The 20657-nt window shown below is 69.9% G+C and carries 15 protein-coding genes; 6 read left to right on the top strand and 9 right to left on the bottom strand.

Going from position 1 to position 20657, the window contains the following annotated elements; genetic code table 11:
* Positions 1-186: 186 nt before the first annotated feature.
* The 4 genes from ACTWPT_RS44900 to ACTWPT_RS44915 are packed head-to-tail and all read left to right on the top strand — an operon-like array spanning position 187 to position 6449.
* A complete protein-coding gene (locus ACTWPT_RS44900) occupies positions 187-3366 on the top strand; it encodes a DUF3604 domain-containing protein (protein ID WP_443183658.1) in 3180 nt (1059 codons plus the stop codon).
* Between the two features lie 2 nt (positions 3367-3368).
* Positions 3369-4334, top strand: coding sequence for an ABC transporter substrate-binding protein (locus tag ACTWPT_RS44905; protein WP_443183659.1), 966 nt, complete (start codon positions 3369-3371; stop codon positions 4332-4334).
* Between the two features lie 5 nt (positions 4335-4339).
* Positions 4340-5530: a quaternary amine ABC transporter ATP-binding protein gene (locus ACTWPT_RS44910; protein ID WP_443183660.1), complete on the top strand. Its 1191-nt coding sequence runs from the start codon at positions 4340-4342 to the stop codon at positions 5528-5530.
* Entirely contained in the window at positions 5523-6449 is a 927-nt protein-coding gene (locus ACTWPT_RS44915; RefSeq protein WP_443183661.1) for an ABC transporter permease, read from the top strand. The genes ACTWPT_RS44910 and ACTWPT_RS44915 overlap by 8 nt, the downstream gene beginning before the upstream one ends.
* A gap of 112 nt (positions 6450-6561) precedes the next feature.
* Here ACTWPT_RS44915 and ACTWPT_RS44920 read toward each other — a convergent pair whose 3' ends face one another.
* Entirely contained in the window at positions 6562-7578 is a 1017-nt protein-coding gene (locus ACTWPT_RS44920) for a helix-turn-helix transcriptional regulator (protein WP_443183662.1), read from the bottom strand.
* Positions 7579-7909: 331 nt separating this feature from the next.
* Here ACTWPT_RS44920 and ACTWPT_RS44925 point away from each other — a divergent pair, with 331 nt between their 5' ends.
* Complete coding sequence (locus tag ACTWPT_RS44925; protein ID WP_443183663.1) at positions 7910-8626, top strand: dihydrofolate reductase family protein; 717 nt, start codon at positions 7910-7912, stop codon at positions 8624-8626.
* 296 nt (positions 8627-8922) lie between these two features.
* On the opposite strand, the gene ACTWPT_RS44930 is transcribed toward ACTWPT_RS44925, so the two are convergent.
* Genes ACTWPT_RS44930 through ACTWPT_RS44940 form a run of 3 tightly spaced genes read right to left on the bottom strand, consistent with a single transcriptional unit; the run spans position 8923 to position 11652 of the window.
* A complete protein-coding gene (locus ACTWPT_RS44930) occupies positions 8923-9747 on the bottom strand; it encodes a hypothetical protein (protein ID WP_443183664.1) in 825 nt (274 codons plus the stop codon).
* On the bottom strand, positions 9744-10892 hold the full coding sequence (dgoD, locus tag ACTWPT_RS44935; protein WP_443183665.1) for a galactonate dehydratase: 1149 nt from the start codon (positions 10890-10892) through the stop codon (positions 9744-9746). The genes ACTWPT_RS44930 and dgoD overlap by 4 nt, the downstream gene beginning before the upstream one ends.
* 28 nt (positions 10893-10920) lie before the next feature.
* The gene (locus ACTWPT_RS44940) at positions 10921-11652 is read right to left on the bottom strand and encodes an SDR family NAD(P)-dependent oxidoreductase (RefSeq protein ID WP_443183666.1); all 732 of its coding nucleotides are present in this window, start codon (positions 11650-11652) and stop codon (positions 10921-10923) included.
* Positions 11653-11845: 193 nt separating this feature from the next.
* Here ACTWPT_RS44940 and ACTWPT_RS44945 point away from each other — a divergent pair, with 193 nt between their 5' ends.
* Positions 11846-12709, top strand: coding sequence for a helix-turn-helix domain-containing protein (locus tag ACTWPT_RS44945; protein WP_443183667.1), 864 nt, complete (start codon positions 11846-11848; stop codon positions 12707-12709).
* A gap of 5 nt (positions 12710-12714) precedes the next feature.
* Here ACTWPT_RS44945 and ACTWPT_RS44950 read toward each other — a convergent pair whose 3' ends face one another.
* From ACTWPT_RS44950 to ACTWPT_RS44970, 5 genes are read right to left on the bottom strand one after another with little or no spacing between them, the layout of a single operon-like run.
* Positions 12715-14862 carry an alpha-galactosidase gene (locus tag ACTWPT_RS44950; protein ID WP_443183668.1) on the bottom strand — a complete coding sequence of 716 codons (2148 nt, stop codon included), beginning with the start codon at positions 14860-14862 and terminating at the stop codon, positions 12715-12717.
* 31 nt (positions 14863-14893) lie between these two features.
* Positions 14894-15757, bottom strand: coding sequence for a carbohydrate ABC transporter permease (locus ACTWPT_RS44955; RefSeq protein ID WP_443183669.1), 864 nt, complete (start codon positions 15755-15757; stop codon positions 14894-14896).
* The gene (locus ACTWPT_RS44960; RefSeq protein ID WP_443183670.1) at positions 15750-16679 is read right to left on the bottom strand and encodes a carbohydrate ABC transporter permease; all 930 of its coding nucleotides are present in this window, start codon (positions 16677-16679) and stop codon (positions 15750-15752) included. Before ACTWPT_RS44960 ends, ACTWPT_RS44955 begins: the two co-directional genes overlap by 8 nt.
* Positions 16676-17932, bottom strand: coding sequence for an ABC transporter substrate-binding protein (locus tag ACTWPT_RS44965; protein WP_443183671.1), 1257 nt, complete (start codon positions 17930-17932; stop codon positions 16676-16678). Before ACTWPT_RS44965 ends, ACTWPT_RS44960 begins: the two co-directional genes overlap by 4 nt.
* Positions 17933-17976: 44 nt before the next feature.
* On the bottom strand, positions 17977-20571 hold the full coding sequence (locus ACTWPT_RS44970) for a glycoside hydrolase family 97 catalytic domain-containing protein (protein ID WP_443183672.1): 2595 nt from the start codon (positions 20569-20571) through the stop codon (positions 17977-17979).
* Between the last annotated feature and the right edge of the window lie 86 nt (positions 20572-20657).

Here is a 20657-nt window from a genome sequence, read left to right on the forward strand (position 1 = left end):
TCTGGCTTGCCCGCCCAATTTTGTTGACTGCCGCGACCGGCGCGAAGAACGATTTATCAATCGGCGGGTTACGAAATCCCGCTCGGGTTGGCGGTCGTTTGTTTCGTTGGCATTTCTCGGGCATTTCAATTACGCATGCCCGGGTGCACGACGGTGGGCGACCCGAGTTTTCGGAAAGGGCGTGGCGTGGGCGGACAGCACGGCGGACATCGCAGCCACGGATGCTGCGGGGTCGACCACCACACCGGGGAGTACACCGAGGAGCAGCGCTCGGATCTGGAGCGTGTGCTCGCGTTCAACCGGCGGATGGCGACGGCGATCGAGGACTGCCGCGACGTGTCCGGCGTGGAGGCGCTGCTCGATCCGGACCCCTTGCGCTACATGTGGGTCGACGAGGGCGGCGGCCGGTTGACCGAGTTCCTTGAGCGGGCCGAAGCGGTGCTCTCCTCGGCGCCACGTCTCGATGGGCATCGCCGGTCGGCCGGCGGAAGCGTCCGGGCGTCGGGAACCGCGACCCGTCCCAGCGTCGCGACCACACCGGACGGTCGTGTCCTCCACACATGGATCGAGTGGGAAAAGGACACCGGCGATCGCGTGATGGCGCTGCTCCTCGGCGGGCTCCTTGGCGACGCAGAGGTGGAAGGTGACCCGATCGTGCTCTCCGGCGAGCCCGCCGACTGCTTTCGCCCCACCGCGCTGTTCGACGCCGATGGCCGCCCGTGGGTCTTCTACGCTCGCGCGCAAGAAGGCGTCATGTCGGTCTTCTGCCGCCGCCACGAACAGGACGGCTGGACCAGTGAAGAACTGGTCAGTACGACCGATCACCCGTCGTTCAACCAGGAAGCGATCGCGCACGTCGACGGTGGCGTCGAGGTCTGCTGGCAGGGTCCGCGGGGCAGACAGTTCGGCATCTATGCCCGCCGCTGGCGTGACGGCGCGTGGTCAGAGCCGCGACTCGTGAGCGCCGGGGTCGATGCGGACGGGGTCGCCCCAGACGAGGTCGACGCGAACGTCTGGGATCCCGCGGTGGTTGCGGCACCGGGGGGCGGCACCGTCTATGCCTGGTGCGAGTACCGCCATGGCTCCTACCGCATCGTGGTCCGCCACGTCGACCCCGCCGGCACACTCGCGGACCCGCGTCCGGTGACCAGTGGGAGCGACTACGCGCTGCACCCCAGCCTTGCGGTCACCGCGGACGGCGCCGTCTGGTGCGGCTTCGACGTCATCACCGTTGCCGGCCACGGCGGCTCCGGTCCTACCCGGCTCCGGTCGGCCGACCAGCTCCCGGGCGCGCCGCGCATCGTGGGGATGCGGGAGAGCGGGGAATTCATCCCGCCGGAGTTGCTACCGGAGATCTCCGCCTCGATTCGCGTCGTACGCCTCGGCAACGACGGACTGTACGAACCAGAAGGCCGGCTCGCGCCCGGTCTCGACGTCGTGCCGAGTGGGCTGCCGCGCCTCGTCGCCGACCCCGGAGGCGGCTTGACCGTCGCCTACCGGATCCACCGGCGGCTGCCCCTGATGACCTACTACTGGGAGGTCGCCACTCAGACGCTCGGCCCGGACGGCTGGTCAGCGCCGACGACGCTCGCCGCCAGCGACGGCACGCTCGAGGAACCGGCGGTCGCTCCGCTGCCGGGCGGCGCCCTCGTGGCGTGGCAGACCGACAACCGGCTGGAACGCGCACTCGCCTGGACCGAGGGGTTCGGCGGCCGGGAGTGCCCGTTCCTGCTGGAGCACCATGGCGAGGTCATCTGGCACGGGATGCATGGGACCGGTGCCATCAGGGCGGCGATGCTGACCGCGACGGGGCGGGCGATCGCCACGCGCAGGCTCGACGTCGTACACAGCGACGAGCGACGCGAGGCACGCGGTTGGGCCGATGCCGACCAGACCCGATACCGGACGACCGTGGACGGCACGGAGTATGCGCTGTACTGGGGTGACCTGCACCGTCACTCCCTCATCAGCCGCTGCACCTCCGGCGATGAGCCCTCCCTGGAGGACTTCTACCGCTACTCGTGGGACGTGTGCGAGTACGACTTCTGGGCGGTCACCGACCACTCCGAGAACAGCACCGACTATCAGTGGTGGTCGATCCAGAAGATGGCCGACCTGTTCCGGGTCGACGGGCGTTTCGTCCCCTTGTACGGCTTCGAGTGGACGGGGCTCATGGGTCACCAGAACGTCATCTACGGGGACGTGCCGCGTGGCGCGCCGATCTTCTCGGCCTACGCGAAGGGATCGGAAACGCCCGCGGAGTTGTGGGACGCTCTTCGCCGGCACCCGGAGTTCCCAGCGATCACCATTCCGCACCATCCCGGCTCCGCGATGGTGCCGTTCGACTGGGACTACCACGACCCGCAGTTCCTGCGTGTCGTGGAGGTCTTCCAGGCCTGCCGCGGCAACTACGAGGACGACGGCTGTTTCCGGCAGTACGCCGACGGCACGCTGCCCGGTACGTTCGTCCTCGACGGCCTCCGTCGCGGGCAGCGGTTCGGGCTCATCGCGTCCTCCGACCACGGGCACGGCGCCAGCTACGTCGGCGCCTACGCCGAACGGCTCGACCGTGCGTCGGTGTTCGACGCGCTCTACAACCGGCGTGTGTTCGCGGCCACGCAGCGTGGCATCGTCGTCGACACGCGAATCGGCCAGGTCTTCATGGGCGGCGAGGCCGGGCTCGACGGCCCGGTGGAACTGGACGCGTATGCCCGCGGGTACGGCGAGCTGGCCCGCATCGAGATCGTGCGCAACGGCGCGGTCGTCCACACCGTGCTCCCGGACCTCGGCCTGCCACCGCACTGGATCGCCGTCCCGGTGCGGGTCGAGTGGGGCATGAGCCCGGTGACCACGGATTGGAGCGGCTGCGTCAGCATCCTCGGTGGCGAGCTGCTGCAGACGCCGTACTGGAGCCCGGAGATCACCGAGGTGGACCTCCGGCGCGTCTGCTGGGCGAACACGACCAAGAGCTTCGGCGAACCGTACGGCGCACAGCGCGGCGGGGTCGAGTTCACGTTGATCGGACCGGCCGCGGCCACGGTGATCGTGAAGACGTTACGGGGAGAGGTCACCACCACCCTGGGCACGCTCGAGGGCGGCGTGGTCGATGTACCGGTCAAAGGGCCGGGGCGGCTGCGGCTACAGCCGGGCGTGGGCGGGCTGACCGGCCTCGGCGGTCGCGAGTGGCGGCTGCGATGGACCGACGTGCCGGGCTCGGGCACAAATCGGCACGTGCCGGGCTCGGGCACAAATCAGCACGTGCCAGGCGCGCCAGCTTGGTACTACGTGCGTGTCTACCAGACCGACGGCGAGATGGCATGGTCCTCGCCGATCTGGGTCGGCACTCCTGTGGAAGAGAGGTCTTAGTGATGTCGAGAAAATCGTCGAGGAAATCGTTCGGCCCGATCATGCTCGCGGTGCTCACCGTGTTGCTCGCCGGGTGCAGTGGTGCGGATACCGAAGGGTTCGCCAACGCCTCCGGCGGCAAGCATGTCGCGCGGTTCGTGCAACAACCGTGGGCCGACCTCGTCGTGGAGACGCGGATCGCGACCCAGGTGCTCGATCGGCTCGGCTATCAGACCAGTGCCCAGGAGGTGTCGGTGCCGCTGGCGGGGCAGGCCTTGTCGACCGGGCAAGCGGACGCCTACCTCGGCAATTGGTGGCCGAGTCAGCAGTCGGTGTTCGGCAAGCTGCTGGACGACAAGAAGGTAGCCGTCGCCGGGACTCTGCTCACCGGCACGGAGTACGCGCCCGCGGTGCCCGGATACGTCACCGAGAAACTAGGGGTGCGTTCGCTCGCCGATCTGGACAAGCACGCGGACGAGTTCGGTAGGCAGATTCTCGGGATCGAACCGGGCACACCCGGCAACAAGATCATCAGCGATGCGATCGCCAAGGACGCCTACGGGCTCGGCGACTGGAAGCTGGTGCAGAGCAGCACGGAGGCCATGCTCGCCGAGGTGACGCGTCACGCGGCGAAGCAGCAACCGGTCGTGTTCCTCGGGTGGAGCCCGCATTGGATGACACCGGAGTTCAAGCTCCATTTCCTCGACGACCCCAAGCACGTGTGGCCGGGGGCCGGTGAGATCCGGGTGCTCACCCGCCACGGCCTCGCCGCCGAAGATCCGAACCTGCACCGGTTCCTGTCGCAGATCCGTGTCGACCCCGACACCGCATCGCAGTGGATCTCGAGTCTGGACAAGCAGAAGAAGCCGGCCGAATCCGTGGCTGCGGACTGGATCCGCGACAACCCCGGCGTGGTGCGGACGTGGCTCAACGGGGTCACCAGCGTCGACGGCAAGCCCGCGGCCGACGTGGTCCTCGGAAAGGGGTGACCCAGATGATCGAGGCCAGTCACCTCAGCAAGGTGTACGGGCTGCCGCCACACCGCGCGCTGCCGCTGTTGACGGATGATCGGCGACACGAGGCCGTACGACAGGCCGGCGGGTTCCTGGGCGCCGACGACGTGAGTTTCACGGTCCAGCGGGGGGAGCTGTTCGTCATCATGGGCCTGTCCGGCTCGGGAAAGTCGACCGTGCTCCGCATGGTCAACCGGCTGGTCGAACCGACGGACGGACGTCTGGTCATCGACGGGCGGGACGTGCTGGCCATGGCGGAGGATGACCTGCGCGAACTCCGCAATAGCCGGATCAGCATGGTATTCCAGCACTTCGCGCTATTCCCGCACCGCACGATCCGTGAGAACGCCGCTTACGGTCTGAAGGTACGCGGCGTCCCCGTCAGGGAGCGGCTTGAGCGAGCCGACTGGGCGCTGCGGCGCGTGGGCCTCGGGGACCGCGGCGACACCCGTCCGGACGCGTTGTCCGGCGGGATGAAACAACGCGTCGGTCTCGCCCGCGCGCTCGCGACAGACGCCGGCATCCTGCTCATGGACGAACCGTTCAGCGCCCTCGATCCGCTGATCAAGCGGGAGATGCAGGAGTTACTGCTGGCGCTGCAGGCCGAAGATCAGCGGACGATCGTCTTCGTCACGCACGACCTCAACGAGGCGATGCGGATCGGGCACCGCATCATGGTGATGAAGGACGGCCGCGTCGTGCAGTGCGGCACCGGGCCGGATCTCCTGTCCTCGCCCGCCGACGACTACGTCAGCGATTTCGTCGCCGACGTCGACCGCTCACGCGTGCTCACCGCCGCCGCGGTGCTGCGTCCGCCGTTGTTGACCGCACGGCTCCCGGACCGCCCCGGCGAGGTACTGCGGCGCCTGGAAGCAGCCGAGATGAACGGCGTCTTCGTCCTCGACGAGCTGCGCTGCATCCTCGGCGTCGCCCGGGACGACCTGCTGGCGAACGCCTTGCGGAACGGCGAGGGAGATCTGCGGAACTGCCTGACGCAGGAGTACGACGCCGTGCCGGTGGACCGGCCGCTGGTCGAGTTCTGTCATCTCGCCGGCCGGCACACGGTCCCGATCGCCGCGGTCGACGTACACGGCCGGCTGGTCGGCGTGGTGCCGCGCGCCGCGATCCTCTCGTCCCTGGCAAGCCCGAAGAAGGTGACGGCCGATGCCTGACCTGCCCGTGGACGCGTGGGTGGAGCGCGGAGTCCAATTCCTGCTGGACAATTTCTCCGGCGTATTCGACGTGACCTCGACACTGATCCTGCAGCTCGTCGACGCTACGTACTTCCTGCTGATCCGCCCGCATCCACTCGTGCTGCTGGGCTTCTTCATCGCGCTCGCGTGGCTGGCGACGCGCCGGTGGCAACCCCCGCTCGTCGCGTGCCTCGCCTTCCTGCTCATCCAGTCGATGGCGATGTGGACCGCGACCATGCAGACCCTCGCGGTCGTCATCGTCGCCGCCGTGGTGGCGGTCGCCGTCGGCATCCCGCTCGGCGTCGCCGCGGCGAGCAGCACACGGGTGAGCGCCGGTGTGCGCCCAGTCCTCGATTTCATGCAGACGCTACCGGTCTTCGTCTACCTGCTCCCAGCCGTCTTCTTCTTCGGGATCGGCGTCGTGCCGGGCGTCGTCGCGACCACCGTCTTCGCGATCCCGCCCGCGGTACGACTCACCGAGCTCGGCATCCGCCAGGTGGATGCCGAGGTCATCGAGGCCGCGCACGCCTTCGGATCGCGGTCCCGGCAGATCCTCCGTGACGTCCAGCTGCCGCTTGCGATGCCCACGATCATGGCCGGGGTCAACCAGGTCATCATGATGGCGCTGTCCATGGTCGTGATCGCCGGCATGGTCGGCGGCGGCGGTCTTGGCGCGGTGGTCGTCGAGGCGGTCACCCAACTCGACATCGGGCGCGGTTTCGAAGGCGGGCTCTCCGTCGTGATCCTCGCGATCTACCTGGATCGGGTGTCCGCTGCGTTCAGTGACCGACGGGTCAGAGGCCTTCGCCGGCGAACGCGTCCACTCCGTAGCTCCGTCGCGACGCTCGAAGCAAGAAACAACCCCCTACGCTCGAGCGCGACCCCAGCTCCAGAGTAACGGCGTGCGGTCTGCCGGCCTGCATTGGACAGAGTTGAGCAAAACGGACTGCGAGCCCACAGGCTTGTCGGAGGAGGTGGGAGAGTACGCCTCGAATCGTGGTGCGCTTGGCTCATCGGATCGGGGGCGGCGTGGCGGGTGCGTCTGTCGCGGCTTTGGCGTAGCGGCGGGCCAGGTGCGCGAAGGCGTCCTTGAGCTCGGCCGGGCCGACGACCTCGATGTCGGCGTCGAACCTGCCGATGGTGGCGGCCAGGCCAGGCCATGACCATGAGCCCAGGACGAGCCGGCAGCGGTCCGGGCCGAGTTCCTCGACCACTCCGTCGCGGGTGTAGCGGGACACGGCGGCGGCAGGGAGGTCGAGGATCACCTCGCCGCGGCAGGGCCAGTCGCCGGAGCCGTCCGAGCCCTGGAACTTGCTCGTCACGAAGGCGGCCACGTCGCCTCCGGGTAGCTCGCGGGGGGTGAAGCGAGGCCCGTTGGGGGTGCGCGGGGTGATCCGGTCGGCGCGGAAGGTGCGCCAGTCCTCGCGGTCGAGGTCCCAGGCGATGAGGTACCAGCGCCCGCCCCAGGTGACGAGGTGGTGAGGCTGCACCCGGCGGGGCGGGGTCTGCACGCCGTTGTCGTCCGCCTCTGGTGGGGACGCGGGGGTGTAGTCGAAGCGCAGCACTTCGCGGGCGTGGACGGCGGCGCTGAGTGCCATGAGCACGCTGCTGTCGACCTGTGGACCGGGCCGGGTCGCGGGCTGCTCGACGGCGGTGACGTGGAGGGTGTCGATGCGGTGGCGCAGCCGTGCGGGCATGACCTGCCGGACGGTGGTCAGCGCCCGGGCCGCGGCTTCCTCGATGCCGGCACCAGTGGTGGTGGCGCTCTGGAGTGCGACGGCCAGAGCGACGGCCTGCTCGTCGTCGAACAGCAACGGGGGCAGCTCCGTGCCGGCCTCGAGCCGGTACCCGCCGTCGGGCCCCTTGAATGCCACGATGGGATAGCCGAGCTCGCGCAGGCGGTCGACATCACGGCGCACGGTGCGCGGGCTGACGTCCAGCCGCTCGGCCAGCAGCATCCCCGGCCAGTCACGGCGTGCTTGGAGCAGCGAGAGCAACGCCAGGAGTCGCGCTGAAGTCTTCGGCATGATTCCCATGTTGCCCTGAGAAGCGGCCACTTCCTGGCCGCTTCCGCTGCGACTGTGGTCACCGAGCAGGGCCAAGCATGGCGGTCCTCGTGATCGTCATCGGCGGCGGGGATCCCAAGCTCCCGCTGTCGCAGCGAACCGGCCCTGTGGTCGTCGACGCGTGAAACCGCCCAGAATCGAGAGGCAAGGAGCCGATCATGTCCGTTAGCGCTGTGACCCATCTGAACTTCCGAGGTGACGCCCGCGCGGCTGTAGAGAAATGGCCGGCAGCTTCGACCCCCTGGTGAGCGGGCCCGTTCCGGGGCGCCGCCAGAGGAGGAGGCGAAGCAAGATGACCAAGGTGACGGCACAGATGTCGGTGTCATTGGACGGCTACTATGCCGGTGCGCGGCACAGCGGCGACGGCAACTGGATGGACTCGGCAGAGGCTGCGGGGTTCTTCCGGATCACCCGCTGGGTGATCGACGCCAGGGCGTGGCGCGAGCGGCAGGGCTTTGCCGGCGGTGAGCAGGACACGAACTCCGACATCGTCGCCGAGACGTTCGAGGCGGCCGGCGCGTACGTCATGGGCCGGCGCATGGCCGACGGCGGCGAGGTCCCCTGGGGGGAGGAACCGCCCTTCCGCGCGCCGGTCTTCGTCGTGACGCACCGCCCTCGCCAGGTCCTGATGCGCCGCGGCGGCACTAGCTTCACGTACGTCACCGACGGCATAGCCAGCGCCATCGAGCAGGCCCGCGCGGCGGCGAACGGTAAGAATGTCGCCGTCGCCGGGGGCGGCAGCCTGGTGCGCCAGGTGCTCAAAGCCGGACTGCTGGACGAGCTGGAACTCCACATCGTCCCGGTCGTGCTGGGCACGGGTATGCGGCTGCTCGACACCGATCTCCACCTCGCCGACAAGGAGGCCATTGAACTGACGGCGACCCGGGTTGTGGACACCCCGAACGTCACGCACCTGCGTTACACCGTCAACGGCCGCGCGGCGCTCGTGCTCGACGACCGCGGCAGCGGCACGGGTGAGCCGATACCTGTGGGTGGGGACGACGCGTAGCGTGCACGCTGGAACACCCCAGTCCGTGGCTGTTCGGTCAGCCGTCGACGAGGACCGGGTGGCGGGGCGTACCGTCGGTGAGAAGGGAGGCGAGCAATCGCGGCAGCCCGGCGGGGCGCAGGAGATCGGTGGTTTCGGCCAGCTCTTGGGCCGTCCACCAGCGGTGGCCGGTGATGCTCCGCTTCTCGAAGGGGGGAGTCCGCCGCCGGGGGTGTACCAGCGAACTGTGCCATCGTGCTCGTTACGGCTGGAGAACAGCAGCGGTCCACGGCTACGAAACGAGTTCTGTCCGGTCGTCAATGCATCCGTTCCGCGGCCACCACGAGCCGCCAGGTCAGCTCACCAGACGGCGGGACGACCGCCGCCTCGCCGGGGCCGGCTTCGGCCAGGTCGAACACGGCGCCGAGCATGGGTTCCACCCCGACGCTGCGATACGGCCCTATTTCGGGAAACCCGCCGAGATTGCGCCACAGGGCGGTACCGACGGGAACTCCTGGTGGTGCCTCCAGCCGCAGGTCGAGGACGTCGGCCTGGTCCTCCACCCGTACGGCGGCGCACCGCAGCACGGCGCCCACGGCCGTGCCGTCATCGGGGCCGAACCGGTCGAGTTCCAGCCCGAGCGGGGCGGGCCAGTGCCCGTCCAGGTGGGCGGCGCCGTCCGGCCAGGCGGAATCCAGCAACGGTGCCGCCTCCGGGAAGATCCGCACCGGGGTTTCGTCGGCAGCGACGAGCCGCGCCTTCTCGCTGAGGTCGAGCAGGGCGTGAGCGGCCCACAGGAACCTGAACCCCGGGTCGGCGGACAGCCGGTAGGTCGCCACGACCGCCCCGGCCTCGTCGCCGATCGCGCGGGTCAGCTCGAATCCGTCACAGCTCACCGTGCTCCGTGCCGGGGCGCCCGTCCACGGGCGGCTCCACGCGTCACCGTGGTCGGGCAGCCCGCGGACCGTGGGCACGCACTCCTCGAGACCGCCGGCGTCGACGAACGCCGCCCCCGGGACGACCGCGGACCTGGCGGCATCGTGCCGTGACCACAACCATTCGCGGCCGCCTCCGGACAACGACGTCCACCGGCCTCCCCTGGCGAGATCGAAGCGCGCCGACAGGGGAATCCTCGTCGTCACCACTCGGCCACTCCGCCGTCGTCGTGTCTCCAGACCGGGTTGCGCCACGCGTGTCCCGCCTGGTCGGCGCGCCTGACCGCGGCCTCGTCGATCTCCACCCCGAGTCCGGGCGCCTCCGGACGCGCGACGTACCCCTCGGTGAAGCGGAACACGGCGGGGTCGGCCACGTAGTCGAGGAGGTCGGCGCCGTCGTTGTAGTGCAGGCCGATGGACTGCTCCTGGATCAGGAAGTTCGGCGTGGCGAACGCGACCTGGAGGCTGGCCGCGAGGGCGAGCGGGCCGAGCGGGCAGTGCGGGGCGAGCTTGGCGTCCCACACCTCGGCGAGCGCGGCGATCCGCCGGGTCTCCGAGATGCCGCCCGCGTGGGACAGGTCGGGCTGCACCACGGCCACCCCCGCCTCCAGCACGGGCCGGAAGTCCCAGCGCGAGTACAGCCGCTCCCCGGTGGCGACCGGGACACTGCTGGCGGCCACGACGCCCGGCAGCAGGTGCGGGCGGTCGGGCAGCACTGGTTCCTCGGCGAACATGGGGTGGAACTCCGCGATGAGCGGCAGGATCCGCCGGGCGTCCGCCGCGCTGACCCGGCCGTGGAAATCCACCGCCACGTCACGGGCCGGGCCGAGGATCTCCCTGGCCAGCGCGACCCGGTCCACCACGCCCGCGATGTCGGCGGCGGTGGCGAGGACGGGCATGCGGCCGGAGGCGTTCATCTTGACCGCGGTGAACCCGGCTTCGATCCTGGCGCCGATGCCTTCGGCGAGTTCGGCAGGCTCGTCACCGCCGACCCAGGAGTACACCCGGACCCGGTCCCGTACGGGACCCCCGAGCAGCGCGTGCACCGGGACACCGTACGTCTTGCCCGCGATGTCCCACAGCGCCTGGTCGAGGCCCGCCAAGGCGCTGGAGAGCACCGGGCCGCCCCGGTAGAACCCGCCGTTCGCCATGACCTGCCAGTGATCCTCGATGCGCAGGGGGTCCTTCTCGATCAGGTACTCCGCCAGCACGTGGACGGCGGCGCGCACGGGCTCGGCGCGACCCTCCACGATCGGCTCCCCCCAGCCGACCACGCCTTCGTCGGTCGCCACCCGGCAGAACAGCCACCGCGGCGGTACGAGGAACGTCTCGATCCCGACGATCTTCACCATGGCCTCCGAATGCCCATGCCCCGTGCCGTCACGCCGAGTCCTTCATCGCCGTCCAGCCGCCGTCGACCAGGAGGGACGCGCCGGTGATGTACGAGCTCTCGGCGCAGGACAGGAAGGTCACCGCGGCGGCCACTTCGTCGGGACGGCCGAACCGCCCGGCGGCGGTGGCCGCCACGCTGCGCCGACGGTCCTCCTCGCCGATGCCGTCCCAGACGGGAGTCAGGATCGGCCCGGGAACCACGGTGTTGACCCGCACCTCGGGGCCGTACTCCACGGCGAGCTGACGGCCGAGCGACACGAGCCCGCCCTTGGCGGCGGCGTACGCGGGGTGCCCGGGAATGCCCACCAGGGCGTGCACCGAGGAGGTCAGCACGATGGAGCCCCGGCTCTCCCTCAGCAGCCCGGCGCAGGCGTTGACCGCCAGGTATGTGGCCTTCAGGTTGACCGAGAGCTGCCGGTCCCAGTCGCCCTCCGACAGCTCGTGCGCCGGAGCCCGCACCACCGTGCTGGCGTTGCTGTGGAGCACGTCCAGCCGCCCGAACTCGGCTCGCGCCGTGTCCGCGACCTGCGACCAGGTGTCGGCGGCGGCGACGTCACCCCTGAACGCCAGCAGGTCCGGCCGGTCGGGGCTCTGGTCGGCCAGGTCCACCGCGATCACGCGGGCGCCCTCGTGCAGAAAGCGCTCCACCACCGCGGCGCCGATGCCGGAGGCCGCGCCGGTCACCACGGCGACCTTGCCCGACAACAATCCTCGTCCCATGATCTCCACTCTTGTCGCTCCGTCGAGTCACGCTTCCGACTAGCCGCTGATCGGCGGGGTGCCTGAGTGACGGCACTTCACGAGAAGAGGCAGCGTTGTCGTCGTCGCCAGTCAACACGCGCACCTGGGTCACTGGGAATGTTCGATGCAAGCGATCACCTGGACGATCCGATGCATATGGCATACTTGCCCGATGCCGATCCAGGAGGGGTTCCGCAACCAGCGGCTGACCGTCGTGCCGCGCCGGGTGGTGGCCGAGGCGCACTCTCGCCCTGTGACCCGGCGGCTCATGGTCACGGACACCGGTTATTATCCGGTTGCCGCGGATCACCTGATGAGACGGCCAGTCGGCATCGAGGAGGCCATCCTCATCCTGTGCGCGGCCGGTGTGGGATGGGCGAACATCGGGGGAGTCCAGTACCGCGTGGGATCGAACGCGGCCCTGATGATCCCGCGTGGCATCCCGCACGCGTACGGCGCGTCCGCGGACAGCCCCTGGACGATCTGGTGGTGCCACCTACGCGGCACCGACCTGCCAGAGCTGATCGATGCCATGGGCGCGGGCCCGTCCAGGCCGGTGGTCGCCATCCGGCGGCTCGATCGGGCCGTCGCCCTGCTGGACGAGATCGTGACCATCCTGGAACGGGATCATTCACCGGCCAGCATGATGGGCGCCGCGGGTGCCGCCTGGAAGCTGCTCACCCAGATCGTGGTCGACCGCGCCATGCCGGCGCCGGGCGACCCGTTGCAGCGCGCGATGGCCTACCTTGCCGAGCGCCTGGACAGCCCCGTACGCGTCGCCGACCTGGCCGCGCTGGTCGGTGTCTCGCCCTCCCATCTGAGCGCGCTGTTCCGCCGTGCCACCGGAGGAGGGGTGCTCGCGCACCACACGGCCCTCCGGATGGCGCAGGCGCGCAACCTCCTCGACACCACGGACGCGACCATCGCCGACATCGCCCGCGAGGTCGGCTATCCCGACCCGTTCTACTTTTCCCGTCACTTCAGGCGGATGCACGAGGCCAGCCCCACTGAATACCGCAACCGCGCGAAGGGCTGAGCGGGCTATGACGCAGTGCTCACCACCCGCAGCAGCACCGATCGGTCCACGTCCAGGGACGGCGCTTCGACGCCGACGAGCCGCAGCGCCCGCCCGGGCAGGGTGACTCCGGCGCGCTGCCACGGCGGGAGCACGACCCCGGTCGCGGGCGCGGATCCCGGGTAGACCGCTTCGACCGAGTAGTGGCGCGTGTCGTCCAGCCCCGGGAAGCGGATCCGCCCTGGCGGCCAGGTCGCCGGACGCTCGACGACGCTGAACGCGAACAGCCCCTCGGCGCGGTCGCCCGACACGACCCCCTCCAGCCGGTACGCCGCGTCGGCGAGATCGGCGTGGACGACCTGGCCCGAGTGCAGCAGGGCCCGGTGCTCCTTGTGGAAGGCGACCCACCGCGCCAGCGCCGCCCGGGTCTCGTCGTCCGCCGTGAGCAGATTGGTCTCGACTCCCAGGTGCCCCCACAGCGCCTTCTCCGCCCGATAGTCGAGCGGATGGGTCCGGTGGGTGGTGTGCGACTCCTCGGCCCCGATGTGCGTCCCCTGCATCTCCGGCGGGACCAGCAGCCCCGTCCAGCGCTGGATCTCCAGCCGCTCGTGCGGGTCGTTGCAGTCACTCGGCCACACCCGGTCGGTGAACTCCAGGACGCCGAGGTCGATGCGTCCGCCTCCGCTGGCGCACGACTCGATCTCCAGTCCCGGGTGGGCGGCTTTGAGGTGCTCCATCAGCCGGTACGCCTGCAGGACCTGGGTACGCACCCCCGGCCGGCCGTCGGGGACGTGGCCGGCGTCGAGCAGGTACCGATTGTGGTCCCACTTGATGTAGGCGATGCCGAGCGAGCCGACGAGCTCGTCCATCCGGTCGAACAGGTACGCGTACGCGCCGGGATGGCCGAGGTCGAGCACATGCTGGTGGCGGGAGGGCAGGCCGGGGCCGTGCCCCGCGTCGAAGATCCACTCCGGGTGGCGGCGGGCCAGGTCGGAGTCCAGGTTGACCATCTCCGGTTCGAACCACAGCCCGAAGTCCATCCCGAGTTCGCGTACCCGGTCGGCGAGCGGTCGGAGGCCCTTCGGCCAGACGGCGGGGTCGACCGTCCAGTCGCCGAGCGAACTGGTGTCGTCGCGGCGGCCCACGAACCATCCGTCGTCCAGCACGAACCGCTCGGCGCCCATCTCCGCGCCTCGTTCGGCGAGCTCGAGCAGGGTGTCGAGGTCGTGCTGGAAATAGACCGCTTCCCACGTGTTCAGCACCACGGGCCGGGGCGAGCGAGGGTGCCGCGGCCGGGACCTCATGTGGCGGTGGAATCGCGCGGCGAGTTCGTCCAGCCCCACTCCCCAGGACCCGTACTGCCAGCGGCTCTGGAACTCATCGCCCCGCTCGAGCACCACCTCGCCAGGCAGCAGCAGCTCTCCCGCGGCCAGGTGCCGCGTGCCCGCCGGAGTCTGCTCGGCGGCGAGCACCTGATTGCCGCTCCACGCGAGGTGGGTGGCCCACACCGTCCCGTGCCGGAACCCGAACCCCTGCTCACCGGCGACCAGCAGCAGCGTGTGCTCCAGTCCCGGCTTGCCGCCACGCGAGGCCCGCACCCACTCGCCCGCCTGGAACGGGCGCCGCTGGGGCACCCGTTCCAGCGACCAGCGTCCGGTCAGGTCGAGGAGCTCCGTGGCGTCCGACGGCACGGGCAGAGCCAGTTCGAGCGAGGTGACACGGTACGGCGCCGCCGTGTCGTTCCTGAGCCGGGCCCGCTGGCGGACGAGTCCGCTGCTTGAGAGCACCTGGATCTCGATGTCGATCGCGAGGCCGTACTCGGGGTCGCGCGCACTGCTGCGCAGCACGGGCCCGTCGGCCGTGTCGCCGGCCTTGTGCGTCGCCTCGCGGAAGTAGGGCGCCCAGCGTCGGCCGTCACTGTCCCCGACCAGCCCCGGACGGCCGAGCCAGCCCTCCGTGAGCTGGGCAAGCACCGGGACGGGCTGGGGGTAGGTGACCGTGCTGTCGCCGATGGCGGGCAGCGCGGCCCGCTGGAGGTCCGCCAGGGCGTCGGCACCGAGTTCGCCGAGATCCGGCCCCCAGTGCAGGATGCGCGGCAGCCGTCCGTCGTCGACGGCGATGACGAGGCTGGTGCCTCCGGCGCGCAGGTGGAGGGGTGTGTGCAGGTCATTCATTGTCAGTCGCAATCCCGTTGTGGGTGTCCCGTCATCCCTTGAGCCCGCTGTTCGCGATGCCCGCGAAGAACTGGCGCTGCAGCAGCAGGAAGACGATCACGAGAGGTATCGAGCACACGAGCGCGCCCGCCATCAGGGTGGGGTAGTCCGTGCCGAATTGTCCTTGCAGCCCGGCAAGGCCCACCGGAAGCGGCCGGTTCTCTCCGGAGGGCGACACGATGAGCGGCCAGAGCAGGTCGTTCCACGAGTAGAGCCCGGTCAGCACGGTCAGCGCGGCCAGCATCGGCCTGGCCATGGGCAGCATGACGTGCCAGAACACCTGGAACGGGTTGGCGCCGTCGAGCCGTGCCGCCTCCTCGTAGTCCTTCGGCATGTTGAGGAACGCCTGTCGCATCAGGAAGGTGCCGAACGCCGAGAACAGGCCGGGGATGGCCAGAGCCGGCAGGGTGTCCAGCAGCCCCAGGTCGCGGATCAGCCCGTACTGGCCGATCAGGAACAGCTGGCTGGGCACCATCAGCATGGCGACGAACAGGCCGAACAGCGCGCCACTGCCGCGAAACGGTATGCGTGCGAAGGCGTAGCCGGCCAGCGCCGCGACCGCGACCTGCCCGGCGACCCGCAGCACCAGCGCACCGGTGGAGACCGCGAACATCGACCAGAACGGCACGGTCGAGAAGAACGTCTCGAACGAGTGCAGGCTGAACTCGGCCGGCAGCACCGTCGGCGGGACCTTGCTCACCTCGGTGGTCGTCTTGAAGACGGTGAGGATCTGCCAGACGAACGGCACCACCATGACGACGGACGCGATGATCAGCACCACGTGGATCAGCCAGGTGGAGGTCGGTTTCTCGCGCCGCCGGCTGCGTGGCGGGCGGCGGACGGCGGACTCAGCCATAGAAGACCCAGGATTTCTGAAGACGGAACTGCAGAGCCGTCGCGATCATGATCACGATGAGCAGCACGATCGCGATCGCGGCGCCGTAGCCCTGGTCGAACTGCACGAACGCCTTCTCGTAGAACAGGTAGACGATCGTCTTCGAGTCGCCGAGGGCGGTGTTGTTCACGCTGCGCAGCATGATGAAGATCAGGTCGAACATCTGCAGGGCGGCGATCACGGTGAGGATCGTGACGAAGAAGATGCTCGGGCTGAGCAGGGGCACGGTGATGTGGAAGAACTGCCGGACGCGGCCGGCGCCGTCGAGGGCGGACGCCTCGTAGACGGTCTTCGGGATCGCCTGCAGGCCGGCGCCGAGGATGATCAGGTTGATGCCGAGGCCCATCCAGATGCCGACGACGCCGAACGCGTAGATCGTGAACCGGGGGTCGGCCACCCAGTACTGGCCGTCGATGCCGAACCACGACAGCACGTAGTTGAGCAGCCCGAAGTCGCCGTTGTAGATGAACCGCCAGACCATGCCGACGGCGACGGGCAGGGTGACGACCGGCAGGAAAAAGAGCACCCGGTAGATCGTGCGTCCCCGGCCGGCCTGCTCGATCAGCGCGGCCAGCACGACCGCCAGGGGGATACCGAGCAGGACGATCAGGGTGTAGAGCGCGGAGTTCGCGAACGCCTTCCAGACCTCGCCGTCGCCGAGCAGAGTGACGTAGTTGTCGACCCCCACGAAGCTGGCCGGTCCGAACGCCGGGACGTCCTGGAAGCTCTTGAGCAGTGTGGACAGGAACGGCCACAGATAGAGCGCGACCAGGCCGATCGTGGCCGGGGCGATGAACACGAGCGCCCACCACCCGCTGGGTTGACTGCCGCCCGTGCGGCGGCCGGCCGGCCGCCGCACGGGCTTGGTTGCCATGTTCGTCATTGCTTGGCGAGCACCTTGTCGACGGCGTCCTGATACTCCTTCGCCGCGGCCTCAACGGGCTTGGCACCCTCCCAGGCCGGTGAGAGATACTGCGCCGAGAGACCCTGCCATTCGGCCGTGTTCCCCGCGACCGGGAGCGGAACGCTGTACTCGATGGCGTCGATGAAGACCTGGAGGTTGAACTCCGGCATCGACTTGAGCCACGGCTCCTGCGTCCCCTTGTACGCGGGGAGCACCGTTCCTGTGGCCGCCTGGATCTCGGCGGCCTTGGTACCGCCGAGGAAGGCGAGGAACTTCTTGAGCTCCTCCGGGTGCTTGCTGCCGGCGTACCCGGCGTTGCCGATGCCGCTGGTGACGGTGGCGCGCTTGACGCCCTTCGGCAGCGGGGCGACGTCGATCTTGCCCTTCAGGTCGGCGTTCTTGTGGAACCGCAGCGCCCAGTACGCGCCGGAGAAGTACATCGCGACCTTCTGGTTCTCGAACATCGCGACCGCCTCGGTGTCCGACAACTGCTTCAGCGTCGGCGACGAACCGGCCGACTGGAGGTCGGTCCAGAACTTCAGACCGGCCACCGCCGCCGGTCCCGCGAAGTCGGAGGCTGTGCCGCCCGGCTTGATGATGGTGCCGCCGGCCTGCAGGATCGTGTTGTAGTAGCCGCCCTGCGGGTCGATCGGCGCGGCGATGCCCCACACGCCCTTGCCCTTGTCGGTCAGCTTCTTGGCCGCGTCCTGCACCTCCTGCCAGCCCCACGTGTCATCGGGGTACTTGACACCCGCGGCGTCGAAGAGGGCCTTGTTGTACCAGACGCCGTTGGTGTCGAAGTCCTTCGGCAGCGCGAAGATCTTGCCCTCGTACGTGTAGGAATCGGACACCGCCTTGGGATAGGCGCCCATATCGATCCCCGTGGACTTCACCGTGTCGGACAGGTCGACGAGCGCGCCGCCCTTGGCGTACTCGCGGAAGTGGTCGGCGAGCATCCAGAACGCGTCCGGCGCGGTGCCGCCGGCGACGCCCACTTGGAGCGTCGACCAGTACTCGGTCCACGGCAGCGTCTGGATCTTGACGGTGATGTTCGGGTTCTGCTTCTGGAACTCGGCGGCGATCTGCTCCATCGCGGGAGTCTGGTCCTCGCTCCAGTTCGCGTACGTGAGGGTGACCTTCTCGTTCGACGTGCTGCCGGATCCGCCGGAGCAGGCGGAGAGGAGCGTCGCCGCCATGGCCATGGCCATGGCGGCCGTCCATTTGCGCTTCATGATCTTCCTCTGCACTTGTGCGCCGGTCCTCGTCGACCGGGGGGTTAGCGGCTGACGGATGTGACGTGGACGGTGGTCTCGACCCAGTCGACGTGGACGCCGAGGTCGTGGGGTCCGGCGGCTTCGCTGCGCAGGCACAGCGTACGGACCCCCTGGATCTTCAGGTCGAAGGAGGTGACGGGCTCGCCCGCCGCGACGACGGCGGCGAAGATCTCGCGGTCGTCGGCGAGGACGCTGACCCTGGCACAGCCGGTGGACTCGTCGTCGACGCCGACGGCCCCGGTCAACAGCTCGGCGCGTCCGCCCAGGTGGAAGCGGGCCTCGGAGAACGGCGCGGTGCCGAGGCCGCGCTCGAACTCCTGCCCGGCCACTCGCATCGGGCCGCCGTCGCCGGGGTTGCCCCCGCCGTTCGACTGGTCGCGCTCGACGGGGCCGTCCTCGTTGATGAACGCGATCATCGGCAGGTCCGACAGCGCGTACTGGCCGGGCGTCAGGGGGCGCACGACGCGCGCGTGCGCGACGACGGGAACCGCGCCGTCGCCGCCGTCTCGTTCGACCGTCACGACACCGAGCCGCCCCGGGCGCAGCCCCGGTCCTGGGCGAACGGCCCAGCCGGTCTCGCCGGCACGGTCGGCGGTCCAGCCCGCCGGCAGGCGCAACCGGGCGTCGGCGTCCGTGGTGATCGTCGCGGTCCCGTCCGCGCCGGTCTCGGCGATGGGCGGGTGCACCGCGGGGGCGGGATGGTGCGGCCGGGATGCGGCGCGGAAGAGGTCCGCGCCCGCCGGCGCCACGATGGCGGCGAAACCTCCGTCGCGGGCCACGGCGACCTCGATGGCGTCGGTGGCGGTCGTGGTCGTCTCCGCGAGGCCGGTCGCCGTCACCCCGCCGGTCGCTGTCACCTCGCCGGGCGACGGCTCTCCCCCGGGGGCAGGCTTCGCGCTGGGAGTCGTCACCCCGCCGCGGGCCGGTGCGGCGTCGCCGACGATCCACACCTGGGCGTCCGGCCCCACTCTGAGCCGGTCCAGCGGCACGTGGATCAGGCGCGCGTCACCGGTGGCGATGCCGCCCAGGAACCACCGGTCGCCGGCGCGGCGGCCGATGACCGCGTGCGTGTCGGGGCCCCCCGCCAGCAGCACCGTCTCTTCCCACACCGGCGCCAGCTCCGCGAGGAACCGGGCCGCGAGCGGCCGCGCCGCATAGGCGTCGACGTGGTCGGCGAAGTGCGTGATCCCGCACTCGAACGCCACCGAGAGCCCCAGCTCATGGCCGTCACTGGTGGTACGGCCGGCGGCGCCGAAGGCGACCGGCGTGGCGTCCATCGCCCCGACGACGTTGCGGGTGAACGGCTGGATGACGTTGTGGGCCGCGGTGAGCGCCTGGTTCTCGAAGAACACGTAGTACTCGGCGCCGCGGATCGCCTCGTACCCGATCACCTGGGGGAACGTGCGCATCCAGCCGCGCGGGATGACCGAGCCGTGGAAGTTGACCATGAGGCCCAGCCGCGCGGATTCGGTGAGGATCGTGTCGTACCAGCGATAACGGTCCTTCGACTCCGACTCCATGAAGTCGACCTTGATCCCGGCGACGCCCCAGGAGCGCCACAGCGCCAGCTTGCGCAGGTCCTCGGGGCTGTTGAGATCGCGCCAGATGGTCCACAGGTGCACCTGGATCCCGCGGCGGCTCGCGTAGGCGACGATCTCTGGTACCCACGTCTCCTCCCAGCCGCAGTCGATGAGCAGGTGCTCCCAGCCGAGCTCGGCGGCGACGTCCACGAAGTGCCGCTGCTTGGCCAATTGCGCGCCCGAGTAGAAGTCGGACCACCACGACCAGGCCGCGCGACCGGGGCGTACCCAGGTCGCCTCGGCCAGCTCGGGTGCGACGGCCGGCGCCAGTTCCTCGACGAACAGTGAGGACACGAGCTCGGCGAGGGTTCCGACGAGGAAGACCCGCCACGGTGTCACGACGCCTCGGGCGACCTCGACGGCGTCGTCGGCGAGCGTGAAGCGGAGCGTGCGGCCGCCGTGCGGCTCCGGCTCGCCCGCTCGTACGTGCGCGCCGGCGAAGCGGCCGTCGATCCCCGATTCGGTGATCAGAAGATGCGTCTCCGCGTCGAGGCGGGTGAGGAAGGGCAGCCCGTACGCGCCGCTCACCAGCTCGGCGGTGTCCACGCCGAACCGGGGTGTTTCGTACCAGGTCTGGTAGTCGAGGACCCAGTTTCGGGACCCGGCAGGAAGCGTGACGGCGGTGCGATCATCCGTGACGCGGGTGGTGCCGTCCAGCGCGGGCAGGGCGTAGCGGATCGCCACGCCGTCGCGGCCGACGCGCAGGATGACCTGCCACTCGACTCCGCCGGCCGCGCGGAACGTGTGCACGATCTCGCGGTGCTCGTGGTCGTGGTCGCCGGCCGATTTGCCGGAGCGCAAAGTGAACCGGTCGCGCACCGTGCGCTCCGAGACGTGCAGGAGCTCCGCGCCCGTGCCCAGGTCGGTGCCGTCGATCGAGAAGCCGAGCGGAACTCGGTCGAGGAGCACCTCGTCGTCGCGGCTCACGGTCAAATGCACGCCCGCGTCCGTGCTGTGGATCCAGGCGTCCACCGTGCCCACGCTCGTCGTCCGGCGGGGGCGTACATCGTCGCTCAACACGTTCTCCATCGGATGCGGTCGGGTTGTCGGGACTTCTGGGTCGGGGGAGAGATTAGGAGCAGGGCCGGGGCGCACCCGCCCCG

Origin of the sequence: Nonomuraea sp. 3N208 (genome assembly GCF_052245935.1) — a bacterium.
In the GTDB taxonomy this organism is placed as follows: Bacteria; Actinomycetota; Actinomycetes; order Streptosporangiales; family Streptosporangiaceae; genus Nonomuraea.